Source organism: Desulfosediminicola ganghwensis, from assembly GCF_005116675.2.
Lineage (GTDB): Bacteria > Desulfobacterota > Desulfobulbia > Desulfobulbales > Desulfocapsaceae > Desulfopila > Desulfopila ganghwensis.
On sequence record NZ_CP050699.1, the window covers coordinates 5,267,360 to 5,280,240 of the forward strand.

The following is a 12,881-nucleotide window of genomic DNA, read 5'->3' on the forward strand; positions in this document are numbered from 1 at the left end:
GACCAATTCCGACTTCAACAAACTTTGGCCGCAAAAGCCTTTTCCATATGCTGCAGCACCTTCAGTGCAGCACTCTCATCGGGTGCCTCAGGCAGACGCATCAAGACTCCCAACCCCTCCGTCTGCTCATGGAAGTCTGCTTCAGAGGCATCGCTTACCAGCACGCTTGAGACAAAGGGGTGGAACTGAGCAACTGTTTTAGCAACTTCCAGACCACCCATATCTGTCACAACCTGATCAATAGCAATCAGGTCAATGCGCTGATCGGCCAGAAACTGCAATGCTTCCTCTCCGGAGTCAGCCTGAAAAATCTCCACCTCCGCATGTGCGGCAAGTCCTCTTTTAAAATCAGCCATCCGGTCACTCAGCCTGCTCGCCAGCACGACCCTGAGTGGATCATTGTCGTGAATGGAGGTATATCTCTTGCCCATCCCTTACTCCTTACCCTTCTGATAATTTTGCTCTGGCTCCCCGGCAATATCTCTCTCTGCTTGCTCAGGAGGTTGATTCACCATAAATCGCCTGCCAAAGCCTCTCCCGGCGCCACGTCCCATAAAGGCATTCGCCATTTCTCCCATCGCGCACCACATTCCCCGGCCTCTACCTTGCCTGCCTGCTCCACCGCTTCTGCCACCCCGGCCCGACATCCTACCGGTCTCCACGGCTTGCCCATCAACGTCTCTTCGACACTTTCCACGGCCACCGCCAGTCGCTGGCCCCATTCCCTGTGGTCCTGATTTATCAAATCCCGGCATTTCGCTACCTCCTGTTCCAGTTCACTGATCTCAATGATCTCAAACCTGGCCTGACCTGCGATTTACTTTAGGACTCAAATCACCGGCCCCGGCATTTCCTGCTGCGACCATTGCGCCCTCCACACCACCCCGGCATCCTGCAACCGGTTAATGATTTACCTTCCAGAAAATCTGCAAGAACATGATCCACTCTGCCGGCAACAAAAGGGATCAGCCTGACCCCTGCAGCCTCCAGGCTATCAGCCGCTTCACGGCAAATTGCTCCGGTTATGAGCACCTCTATATCTGCAGCCCGCAAAGTTCTGATGACTCCCGCAGTGTTTTCACAAATACACTTCAAAAAAGTCCCGCCCCGCTGAACGCCATTATCCACCTCCACGATCAGCAAAGTGCTCGCTGCATCAAATACAGGTGATATGCGTTTTCCCCAAACGGTTACGGCAACTTTCATCTCAATCCCTCCTCTTGGTCTTCACTCTGTATGTAGCAAAGACCATTCCATAATCTGACATATGCACACAAAAACAACGTAAGACATTGTTTCCAGTGAATTAATCCAGAGATGAGAGTAGCAAATTTTTTCTGGTAGAATCAGTCTACAGACGCATAAATGCAACAGAACACCGTCGCATATTCAAGCAGACAGTCGCACTATTGCGACGATACGAGAGAGTGACCTGTTCGGCCATCTTGTTCAGGAAGGGCAAGATTCAACTTACGTATCTTGCGATAGAGGGTGGATTTGTGCATGCCAAGTTCAGCGGCAGCCTTGGTTCTATTCATAGAATTGCGCTCAAGCGCAGCCAGAATGGCCTCCTCCTCGGTGCTGTTCACAGTTTCACTCAAAGAGGCTTTCCGGAGTCCGGGCTGTTGACAACTCTGTTTTTTGACATGCTCAGCTGGCTTTCGCAAGTACGGCGGCAGATGATCCGGGCTGATTTCACCACTACGACAGAGCACAAAACAGTGTTCAATAATATTTTCCAGTTCCCTGATATTACCTGGATAATCATGGTTCAAGAGCAGGGTCATCGCCTCCGGCGTCACACCTCGTATCTCAAGACCACTACGCAACTTCATTCGTTCAATAAAACGTTCTATGAGCAGTGGGACGTCTTCAAGCCTTTCCCGCAAGGGCGGCAACCGAAGGCGAAGAATGTTAATACGATAGTAGAGATCCCGTCTGAAGTCTCCGGTGTCGATCATATCCTCCAGATCCCGGTTTGTGGCGGCAATAACACGCACTGATGTCGGCACTGTTTCCACCCCGCCAAGTGGCTGGAATTCACGTTCTTCAAGTACCCGTAACAGGCGTACCTGAAACGCGGCGCTGGTATCGCCTATTTCATCAAGAAGAATGGTACCTGACTCTGCTGCGGCAAAAAGCCCGGGCTTGTCTTTCTCCGCCCCGGTGAAAGCACCGGCTTTGTAGCCAAACAACTCAGATTCAAGCAGGTTATCCGGAAGCGCTCCGCAATTTATTGCAATAAAGGAGTTCTCTTTTCTCTTTGAAAGCGAATGAATAGCCCGGGCCAGCAGCTCCTTGCCTGTACCGGTCTCCCCCTGGATGAGAACAGTGCTGTCACTTTCAGCCAACTGGGGCAAAATAGTAAAAATTTTGTTCATCGCCTGGGAGCGACTGACCATATCACCCATCTGATATTGACCGCTCAGCTCACGGCGCAATTCCTCAACCAGGCTATGGTCCCGAAAGGTCTCCACGCCACCCAGGATTTCTCCCTCCGCATTAACCAACTGGGCTGTCGAAACCGTTATGGGTACACGTTCTTCCCGGCCATTAATGATGTAGGTTGATGAGCTGATAAACGACTTCCCTTCCTGCATGGTGCGCTTCAGGGCACAGTTGCTCTCGCACATATTGGCCCTGAACACTTCCCAGCAATAGCGGCCTATGGCCTCCTGCCGGGAGATACCGGTGATCTCTTCAGCCGCCCGGTTAAAGGACATAATCCGCCAGTTGTGATCCACAGTAAACACTCCGTCAGAGATACTCTCCAGAATCACCTTCTGCGCTGAATCACTGAAATTATTATCAACCGTCATAGTTCATTGTGCCTATAGCTGCCATTACTCGGGGGAGACGACCTCGGCCTGCTCCGGTTCCCCTGGTTGTGTCTCCTGCCGCCTTTTTTCCAACACCTGTATTGCTTCAATAACATACGGATAAAGATTTTCCACTACCACCGCGTATCCTTTTGCATTTGGATGGATTCCATCTTGCTCATTCAGTTCCGCTACCGCCGCAACTCCCTGCAGAAAAAACGGCATGAAAACCACGTCATAATCTTTCGCCAGGGCCGGATAGATGGCGTTGAATTCAGAGGTATACTGCGGCCCGAGATTCCAGACCATGTTCATTCCCGTAAGTACGGTAACAACACCTTGGTCCTCCAGTTTCTTGAGTATTTTTGAAATATTTTCACGTGGTACCGATAATTCAAGGCCGCGAAGCCCGTCGTTTGCACCTGTTTCAAGGATTACGATATCCGGCTGCTGGGTAAGAATCCAATTCAGGCGGGAAAGAGTTCCACTGGTGGTCTCCCCGCTCACTCCGGCATTAATCACCTCATATTTTCTACCATCCTCCAGCAGCTTTTGCTGGAGTTGAGCAGGATACGCGTCACCCTCATCAAGACCGTATCCTGCGGTGAGACTGTCACCCACCGCAACGATCGTGCCGATATACGTTTCTTCTTCGACCTGTTCAACTTCTTCCGCTTCCCGCTCACAACCCACGAGCAGGAATGCAACCAGCAAACTGCTGGCCAGTACCGGCACATATTTTCTTAAAAAAATGATTGTATCACTCAACGGATTGCTCCCGTAAAAAAATTCCAGGCTTCTGACGGATGATGGAGATCGAGCTGAACATTCCCACTCCGACCACCATCATCAGGGTAACACCAACCAAAGCCAGGGACACAGGCCAGTTTGGCTCATACCCGATATCAAAAAGATAATGACATAGAGCCCAACCCCCCGCCTGGGCCAAAGCAACGCCAAGGCAGGCACTCAAAAAACCCAACAGTAAATTTTCATAGAAAAAAACTGAGATAACAAATTTTGATCCCCCACCCAGGATCTTGTAATACACAGCTTCCCGGGTCCGCGCCAGGCGCGTAGCAAGCACTGAACTGATAATAATCAAGGCTCCGGCAAAGATAGAAAAGAAAGCAAAGAAATTCACTATCCCCGACAACTTCCCCATCACCTCCCCCAACTCTTCTGCAGTTCTGGCCATGTTGATAATAGAGACATTAGGGAATCGCGACACCACCTCCCCCTCAAAACTGGTGATCTCACTCTCCTCCACGTGCATTGCGGCAAAGAGTGTCTGGGGCGCCTCCTTGAGGTACTGCTCTGGAAAGACGAAATAGAAAAACGGAAACAGCATTGACTTGGTTCTGGTGCGTATGCTCGTCACCTCTGCTTTTATCGGTACACCCTGGATATTAAAGTCAAGCATATCGCCCAACCTCATACTGCCCATCTCAGCAACCGTATCAAGAATGGAGACCTGCAAGTAAGGATTACCTTTCCCATCCAGCTTGTATAAAGCTTCACCCTTTTCCACTACCTCATCTTCCAGTAACGCATCACGATAGGTGAGATTGAACTCACGGCTTAAGCTGTCGCTGAACCGGCTGCGTCGTTCCCCACGCTTGACCGGCTCTCCATTTATGGCCCGCAATCTTGCCCGGATAATCGGATAGAGTTGCACGTCATCGCCAACCAACTCAACAAAGTCGACCCTTTGCGAAGGCTGAATATCCACCAGAAAAAGATTTGGTGCCTCCTCGGGATAGGACTCCACATAATTTCGGTGAAGGTTGTACTCCAGCAGAAAGATAGCCAATAATACTGAAATGGCAGAGGCCAGGGTCACCACCACTGAACGGGTAGAGTTACCCGGGCGAAGCAGAGAACGCACTGCCTGCCTTCCTTTCAGACCTTTTATCGGCAGTTTTGCCACAATCAGAAGCAGCAGCCTTGCCAGCAGGGCAACCAGCACAATAAGGCCTATCATCCCGGCCATGAAATAGACGCCAATCCTGATATCCTGCAACTGCACGACAACCAGTGCGCCCAGCAGAGCAAGCCCGATCACGACAAAAAAATAAAACACCGCCCCCCGTCTTGACTCTGCCGACTCACTACGAAAAATCACATTTGGTTTCACGTCGCGCAAACGATAGAGCGGCAGGAAGGTAAAAAAACAGACCACAGCCAACCCGAGAAGCATGCCGTTAACCACTTCCCGCACTCCCAGGCCGCCGATATTTTCCGCCGGGATAAGACCGGCAAAAAGCGCGGGGAAAGAGTGTTTTATGGCCACACCGGCAAGAATGCCAAGCACGCTGCCAACAGAACCATAAAGCAACACCAACAGCAGGTAATGACTTAATAAAAATTTCTGGGTAGCCCCCAGGGCGCGAGTGATGGCCAGACTCTTTTCCTTTTCCCGAAGAAGAGCAGCAAGAGAACTCTGCATGCCTACGCCGGCCAGCAACAGAGTAAAAATTGAAATTAAAGAGAGGAAAAACAGGAGATTGTCAAAGAAACGCTTCAAGCCGGAACGTGCATTCTGATAGGTGGCAACCCGTTCCTGTCCAGATACAGCTCCGGCAATAAGAGCAGTCTCGACCGCAGACATCTGAGCCGGGTCAGCTACCTTCAACAGCCACTCATATTCCACCCGACTACCCGGTTTAACCAGATCAAGCTGCTCCAGGTCGGCCGCGGCCACAAACACCCTGGGACCGAAATTAAACACGTCAATCGGCCTGCTCGACTCGCGAACCACCACATCGGTTATCCTGAGCAACTCGTCCCCCACCTGCAGGGAGGCCCCCACAGTCAGACCAAGTATCTCCAGGAGCTCCGGTGCCACCACAGTGGTTCCCGGCTGCAATTGTGCAGAAAGCTCTTTACCTGACTGCAGTGTGACCTCACCGTAAAGCGGATATCCAGGCTCAACAACCAGAATATTGCTGAAACGGGTCGCTTCCGTTACCGGATTGCGCACCACCGAATAAAATTCCCAACTACGGGTCTGGGCCGCAATACTGCTCTCCTGCCGGGCCACGGCCTCTACCAGGCCCGGTGAAAACTCATAGTGAGAATGGAGGATAATATCTCCACCATGTAACGCCCTGGCATCTCCGGTGATGGTTTGGTTCACATCATGCTTGAAACTATTGAGGGCCACCATGGTGGCGATTGAAAGTGCTACGCAAAGGGTAAAAATTCCCGCCTGGTTACGTGACTGCACCAATTCGCGTAGTAAAAAATTGAAATGAATCATGACGCAACCACCAGTCGCCCATCGTGCAGCCTGATATTTCTATCAGCACGCAGGGCCACCTCAGGACTGTGCGTTGCCATCAAGAGGGTAGTGCTATGTTCCCGGTGCAACTCCATCAACAGTTCTATAATTGCCTGGGAATTTTCCGAGTCAAGGTTACCGGTAGGTTCATCGGCAAAGACAATTTTCGGATTATTGATCAGCGCCCGGCAGATGGCAACCCTCTGTTTTTCACCACCCGACAGTTGCTGGGGAAAATTCTGCCTGCGGCCCCAGAGGCCGACTCTCTCAAGCAGCTGCGCCGCCTTTTCTGCGGCACCACTATCACCTTTCAGCTCGGCGGGGAACATCACATTTTCATAGGCATTCAAGGAAGGTATCAGATGAAAAGCCTGAAAGACAAAACCTGTCAATTCGTTGCGCACTGGCGCCAGCTGATCCTCTCCTAAATCTGTTATGTCGCGTCCCGCCAGCACAATCTGCCCGCTGCTGGGCCGGTCAAGGCCTGAAAGGAGGCTGAGCAGGGTTGTCTTACCGCTCCCACTGCTGCCGGTAATGACTACGCATTCACCAGCTCCAACCTGCAGCGAAATATCTTCGACAACCGATTCCTGCCTGTCACCGATGATATATAGCTTGGACAAATGCTTCGCTTCCAGAATCACTTCTCTCATGGACGTTTCCATCAAGGCGCCGGCGGGTTTATAGTTTTGCCTGTAGCGCCGCCGGGAGCCGGCCGGGGCAGCGCCAAAAGCATTTCCGCAAAACCATAATCATCTGCAGGGATTTGTAAAAGATTTCCGGAGTTCACTGTTATTTTCCGCCTTTCATTCCGCTTGGGTTTCGCAGCTTTGTCTGTTATACCTGAAGTTGATAATTCAAGAACGACATTGACACAGCAAAGAGCAAAAAACGTGACCAGAGCGACTCCAAAAGATTCCAACAACAGTCAAAACACGCGTTGGCGACAATTACTTGAACTGGTCACTCCTTCCTTTAAAGTGCATAGGTTACGTCTGGCCTGGGGCTTTTTCGCGCTCGTCGTCGTCGATTTTCTGCAACTTGTAATTCCAAGAATCACCAAGTACGCGGTCGATGGTCTGGCTGCCGGGCAGACTACCAGCACCGATCTACTCCATCTGGCAGGGTTTATCCTCCTGATTGCCGCCATCGTTGCCTGCCTCAGATTCTGTTGGCGCTATCTGATTATCGGTTTTTCCCGTCTGCTTGAACGATCAATTCGCAACAGGCTCTTCAGCCACATTCTGAAGATGGATGCCCCCTTCTTCGAGCAGCACACCACCGGCGATTTGATGGCCAGGTCAAGTAACGACCTGAATGCCATCCAGATGGCCTGCGGCATGGGCTTGGTTGCCGCCATAGATGCTTCGGTGATGTCAGTGGCCGCCATCTGTTTTATGCTGCACATTCATGTCAAGCTCACCCTGCTGGCATTGCTACCCATGCCCTTTCTCGCCTTTTTCACCAAGATGCTCTCTGCCAAGCTGCACTTGCGCTTCAACACAGTGCAGGAACAGTTTTCATTGCTGACAGAGTTTGCACGCTCCACCCTGGTATCGATCAGACTGATCAAGGCCTACACCAGTGAAGAGTTTCAGAGCGGCCGCTTCGACACTCTTGGAAAGAAATATGTAAAGAGCAATCTACGGGTCGCATTTATCCAGGGGTTGATATTCCCCATTGCCACCCTGATGGGCAACCTCGGTATGCTGCTGGTCCTCTGGTTTGGCGGCACCCTCGTCATCCGGAATGAAATCACCATTGGTGATTTTGTTGCTTTTGTCAGCTATCTCTATATGTTGATCTGGCCAATGATGGCCATAGGCTGGGTTACTAATCTGGTGCAGCGAGGTCTTACCTCTCTGGGCAGAATTCGTTCTGTGGTCACCCACCCTCCAACACTGCCCGTGGTCGAGGATACCGGCCTGGCAATGGTGGATCGACCTTCCTACCGTTTGAACCAACTCAACTTTTCATACAGTGGCAGCGCCAACCCTGCGCTGGACAGCATCGATCTTGATCTCGGCCCGGGCATCCATGGTATTACCGGCAGAACCGGCAGTGGCAAATCGACTCTATGCAAACTTCTGGCCCGGCTCTATCCGGTCAATGACGGAGAACTTTTTTTCGATGGGCTGGACGTCAATCATCTGCCCCTGGACTATCTGCGATCCCATATAGCCTACGTCGGCCAGGAGCCGATACTGTTTTCAGACAGTATCAGCGCCAATATTGCCCTGGGATCCCCGGACGCCAGCCAGGAAGATATCGAACGTGCCGCACGCCATGCAGCCATACACAACGACATCATGGAACTTCCTAATGGGTATCAGACAATGATCGGTGAGCGTGGTGTAAAACTTTCCGGCGGGCAACGCCAGCGCCTCGCCCTGGCCAGGGCACTGATCTGCGACCGGCCCCTGTTACTCATTGACGACGGCCTCTCCGCCGTTGATGTAGCCACCGAACACGAAGTGTTCCAGGGATTGCAGCAGAGGCTGGCCGGCAAGACCGTGGTCATTGTCTCCAACCGTATCAAACTGCTCTCCATGACCGACAGGATCCTGATTTTCGAGGAAGGCAGGATCGCCTATGCCGGGGAACACGAGCAACTCCTGCAGCAGAGCGCTTTATACCGCTCGATGTACGATAAGCAGACGAGACAAAACCTGAACGGGGAGCCGGCATCATGAGAAATTACGGCTACGACGAGGGCGGCCCCACCGTCTCAATGAGTGATTTTAAACTCTGGCGACGAATCGCAGGCTACAGTTCCAGTCACTGGCTGCTGTTTAGCTGCGCCGTCATTCTCTCCATCGGTGTCACCGCAGCAACGCTCGCCCAGCCCTGGCTGATGCAACAAGCCATAGATCAGTTCATAACAGATACCAGTCTTGAACCGATAATCCGCGCTTCGGGCCTGTCGCAAATTGCACTTTATTACGGCGGTCTGGTGATCTCGGTCTTTTTTCTCTCGTTTTTACAGGTGGTACTGCTGGAATATATCGGCCAGTCGATCATGCATTATGTAAGGCAGGATCTGTTTAAGCATATGCTGCGACTCGATCTGCCTTTTTTCAACGCCAACCCCACCGGCAGACTTGTCACGCGGTTGACCAATGATATCCAGAACATGCATGAGATGTTCACCTCCGTCATGGTCACCATGTTCAACGACCTGCTGCGGATCATCGGCATTTTAATCATCCTGTTCATGATGAACACCAGGTTAGCCCTATTGCTCTCCCTGCTGGTGCCTGTCTCGTTGGCCATGACCATCCTTTTTGCCCGGCTCGCCCGTGAACGGTTCCGGGCTATCAGGACCCAGCTTGCCCGACTCAACTCCTTTCTCTCTGAAGCCATTGCAGGCATCTCCATCCTCCAGCTCTTTGGCAGGCAACGGGTTACCAGGGAAAACTTTGAAGAGTTGAGTAAAGGATATTTACACCGAACACTTGCCCAGATCAGACTGTTTGGTGCCTTCATGCCACTCACCGAGCTCCTGAGTTCCGCTGCCCTGGCGCTCATTATCTGGTATGGCGGCGGTGAAATCATTCGTCAGCGACTGACCATCGGTGAACTGGTTGCCTTTATCTCGTATATGCGACTCTTCTTCCAGCCGTTGCGAGAACTCAGTCAGAAATATTCCATTGTTCAATCCGCCATGGCATCGGCAGAACGGATATTCCAGCTTCTTGATACCAAACCGACCCTTGCGGACAGTGGTACGATTGACCTCATGGAAAACCTGCAAGGTGACCTTGCCTTTAATAACATCACCTTTGGCTACAGCGCCGACCAGCCTGTACTGCACGATGTCTCCCTGCATGTTCAACCCGGGCAGACGGTGGCCCTGGTCGGCACCACCGGCTCGGGCAAAACCACCCTGGTCAACCTGCTGCTACGTTTTTATGACCCTCAACAAGGTGAAATCACCATTGATCAGCGCCCGATTTCCGACTTCAGCCTTCACCGGCTTCGCAACATTATCGGTGTCGTGCTGCAGGATGTACTTATCCTGCAGGATACTCTTTTTACAAATATCGTAATGGATACAGGGCTTGAAAGACCCAGGGTCGAGGAGATCATGGTCCAGACAGGCATGCAGCGCTTTATTGATCGTCTCCCTGAGGGACTTGACACCATGATAGGCGAAGGCGGTCAGGAACTCTCGACCGGAGAAAAGCAGTTACTATCTTTCGCCAGGGTTCTCTGCAGAAATCCGCATATCCTGATCCTCGATGAAGCCACCGCAGCGATAGACACCCAATCGGAAAACATCCTGGAAGAAGCACTTGATGATGTTTTCGCCAAACGTACCTCGATCATCATCGCCCATCGGCTATCCACCATCCGCCGGGCGGACCAGATTGTAGTCATGGAGAATGGCCGTGCTATTGAACGTGGCAACCATGACCAGCTCATGGCTCTCGATGGCCATTACGCAAAACTGGTTGCCCTGGACCATGAAAACAGTGTTGACGAATTTTCATCCCAATAGGTGATACGAAGAAGCCGCATCTTCTAACCGAATTTTCTTTATCAACCACTGCCGCAACAGCCGAATCCACACTGTACCTATCCCCCCGAGTATCCGGAAATACCTATTTTCCCATGGCTCAAATCGCAACAACAACCGCCTTCAGTTTCGCTCGCTTTAGCCAATTAGTAGCTTGAATTATCACCTGCGGCTGGCATATACTCTAACAAACGAAAGGCTTCATAAAATTCTCTCCAACTCCCTATGAACAAATCGACAAAGGCGATACAGCGCTGGTGGATGCAGGGACTGATACTCCTTGTTTTCACCTCACCTCCTCTCTACCCGGCAACGGAGATAGCCTTCGCCGATAGTGAATATTCGATATGGGACGAACAGGCAGAGCGCTTAGAAGATGTAGAAGGCGACCTGGGGGATATTGATCTGGAAATCGATGAACTGGTGGATGACACCCAGGAGCAAGCCAGTCATGTACTTCTCTCGGCCGCCACCTGGTTTGACGATTTTTTTGACGATACCCGCTTTATTGCAGAAGAAAACAAGACACGCGCTAAAATCCGTCTTGAAACAAGTTATCACGAAGAGGACGGTTTCGATATCAGCCCTTCTGTTCGCTGGCGTATTCACCTGCCTAAACTCGAGGAAAAACTCAATCTCGTCATTTTCGCTGCTGACGATGGCGATGACCCGTCAGATAGCAATATCTCCTCCGACCTGAGTTCTGCCAATACCACTCGTAGTGACCTTACAGCCGCCCTGCAGTATTTTGTTAAAACCACCGATAAATATAATATATCCACCACAGCCGGTGGCTCGTTCGATTATCTCTATGTTGGCGCACGCTTCAGGTATTTCAAAAGTTTCAAGAGATGGCAGGGGCGATTTATCGAACGCCTTCGTTATTACACAGACGACGGTTGGGAGAACTACAACTCCCTCGATTTTGAGCGTGAATTCCTCGAAAAGTTTCTTTTCAGAAACACCACTTCTCTCTACGTCCGCGAAGATGAAGACAGCCTCGATCATTCCATCAGCTTCAGTCTCTTTCAGTTCCTCACCGACACAAGGGCACTCGCCTATGAGTGGACGAACAATTTTGAGACAGACCCATCCCATCGACTGGCAGACCTTATCCTGCGCCTCCGCTACAGGCAACAGGGACACCGGGAATGGCTGATGTATGAAGTCTCACCGTGGGTCAATTTCCCCGAAGAGGACGGTTATGAGGCTCAATTTGGTCTCCGTTTTACCCTTGAGGCAAAATTCGGCTACTCTGACAGCACCAAGCTCAAAAACATCTTTCATTTCTAGGAGACTGTCGGACTAAGCCCTTTTCAACCAATTCATCGTTATCGAAGGAAAAACAATGCTCGCAATATCAGACATATGGCTCCGCTTATTTTTCCTTCGATGCCTCGATTTGAGTAAAAATCACAATAGGCCGACAGGCTCCTAGAAGCGCAACCTGAAATGCTCACAGTCATTTACCACTCTTCCGGTTAAGCCCTTGTAATTCACCATCCCAGTAATAAATTCCTTGCCAATATCGTTGTCAGCAAGCAGATTATGTGCTGGCAAAGCCTACTGGTTGCAAATCTGTCAGAGTTACTATTTTAAACTACGGAACTATTATGAACGAAGTGGATGATGCAGAATTAAAAAAGGTGATGGCTGATTTCCTGGAGTTAGGCCACGTTGAAAACATCATCGCCATGTATCGCCACGACCCCAGGTATTATGACTGGACCGGCGAGATACTCGACGATGAGCGCTTTGCAGTTCGCATCGGGGTGTCTGTGCTTTTTGAAGAATTGACCAGGCTGGAGCCGGAACAAACCCAACGCGCTGTTCCCTCCCTGGCTGTCTTGCTGCAGTCTGAATCTGCTAACATTCGCGGTGAGGCGATCGGTGTTCTTGGCATTATTGGCGGTGAAAAAGCAATTTCTCAGATCCGCGCAATGGAAAACGACCCAAGCCCCCAGGTTCGGGAGATGGTCGATCTGGTATTGGAGGAATCAGCATGACCCGATTTCCCTGGTGGGGCTCTGTTATATTGGCAATTATCGGATATCTCGGTTTGAAGTACGGCACCCCGCAACTGCTTGATCCGGAAAACCACCTCAGCAATCTGTTACCCCAATTTGCACCGGTTTTCGCCATGGGCTTTTTGCTGCTCGCAGCCAAACAGCTTTACGATGACGATCCAAATGAAAATGTGGATCATGATGAACAAGAGTCAGGTAAAAGTCGAGACGACCAGAAGCGGGACTGAGGCTCA

12 protein-coding genes are annotated in these 12,881 nt (G+C 51.1%); 5 read left to right on the plus strand and 7 right to left on the minus strand.

The annotated features are described in order from the left end of the window. Window positions 1–14: 14 nt before the first annotated feature. The 7 genes from FCL45_RS22720 to FCL45_RS22750 all read right to left on the minus strand — a co-directional run bounded on the left by FCL45_RS22720 (window position 15) and on the right by FCL45_RS22750 (window position 6,755). Window positions 15–431: a response regulator transcription factor gene (locus tag FCL45_RS22720; RefSeq protein ID WP_136795635.1), complete on the minus strand. Its 417-nt coding sequence runs from the start codon at window positions 429–431 to the stop codon at window positions 15–17. 3 nt (window positions 432–434) lie between these two features. Next, the gene (locus FCL45_RS22725) at window positions 435–755 is read right to left on the minus strand and encodes a DUF5320 domain-containing protein (protein ID WP_176360085.1); all 321 of its coding nucleotides are present in this window, start codon (window positions 753–755) and stop codon (window positions 435–437) included. Window positions 756–834: 79 nt separating this feature from the next. Further along, window positions 835–1,206, minus strand: coding sequence for a NifB/NifX family molybdenum-iron cluster-binding protein (locus FCL45_RS22730; RefSeq protein WP_136795636.1), 372 nt, complete (start codon window positions 1,204–1,206; stop codon window positions 835–837). Between the two features lie 200 nt (window positions 1,207–1,406). Next, window positions 1,407–2,819: a sigma-54 interaction domain-containing protein gene (locus tag FCL45_RS22735; RefSeq protein ID WP_136795637.1), complete on the minus strand. Its 1,413-nt coding sequence runs from the start codon at window positions 2,817–2,819 to the stop codon at window positions 1,407–1,409. A gap of 24 nt (window positions 2,820–2,843) precedes the next feature. After that, window positions 2,844–3,587, minus strand: a complete 744-nt coding sequence (locus FCL45_RS22740) for an arylesterase (protein WP_217907619.1) — start codon at window positions 3,585–3,587, stop codon at window positions 2,844–2,846. Further along, window positions 3,580–6,081, minus strand: coding sequence for an ABC transporter permease (locus tag FCL45_RS22745; protein WP_136795638.1), 2,502 nt, complete (start codon window positions 6,079–6,081; stop codon window positions 3,580–3,582). Before FCL45_RS22745 ends, FCL45_RS22740 begins: the two co-directional genes overlap by 8 nt. Then, on the minus strand, window positions 6,078–6,755 hold the full coding sequence (locus tag FCL45_RS22750; RefSeq protein ID WP_136795639.1) for an ABC transporter ATP-binding protein: 678 nt from the start codon (window positions 6,753–6,755) through the stop codon (window positions 6,078–6,080). Before FCL45_RS22750 ends, FCL45_RS22745 begins: the two co-directional genes overlap by 4 nt. 240 nt (window positions 6,756–6,995) lie before the next feature. On the opposite strand from FCL45_RS22750, the gene FCL45_RS22755 reads away from it, so the two are divergent. The 5 genes from FCL45_RS22755 (at window position 6,996) to FCL45_RS22775 (ending at window position 12,875) form a co-directional block, all read left to right on the plus strand. After that, window positions 6,996–8,795: an ABC transporter ATP-binding protein gene (locus FCL45_RS22755; protein WP_136795640.1), complete on the plus strand. Its 1,800-nt coding sequence runs from the start codon at window positions 6,996–6,998 to the stop codon at window positions 8,793–8,795. Next, window positions 8,792–10,603 (plus strand): ABC transporter ATP-binding protein, encoded by a 1,812-nt coding sequence (locus FCL45_RS22760; RefSeq protein WP_136795641.1) that lies wholly within the window; start codon window positions 8,792–8,794, stop codon window positions 10,601–10,603. The genes FCL45_RS22755 and FCL45_RS22760 overlap by 4 nt, the downstream gene beginning before the upstream one ends. A gap of 243 nt (window positions 10,604–10,846) precedes the next feature. Then, on the plus strand, window positions 10,847–11,914 hold the full coding sequence (locus tag FCL45_RS22765) for a hypothetical protein (RefSeq protein WP_136795642.1): 1,068 nt from the start codon (window positions 10,847–10,849) through the stop codon (window positions 11,912–11,914). 320 nt (window positions 11,915–12,234) lie between these two features. After that, a complete protein-coding gene (locus FCL45_RS22770; RefSeq protein WP_136795643.1) occupies window positions 12,235–12,627 on the plus strand; it encodes a HEAT repeat domain-containing protein in 393 nt (130 codons plus the stop codon). Beyond that, a complete protein-coding gene (locus FCL45_RS22775) occupies window positions 12,624–12,875 on the plus strand; it encodes a hypothetical protein (RefSeq protein ID WP_136795644.1) in 252 nt (83 codons plus the stop codon). Before FCL45_RS22770 ends, FCL45_RS22775 begins: the two co-directional genes overlap by 4 nt. Window positions 12,876–12,881 lie beyond the last annotated feature (6 nt).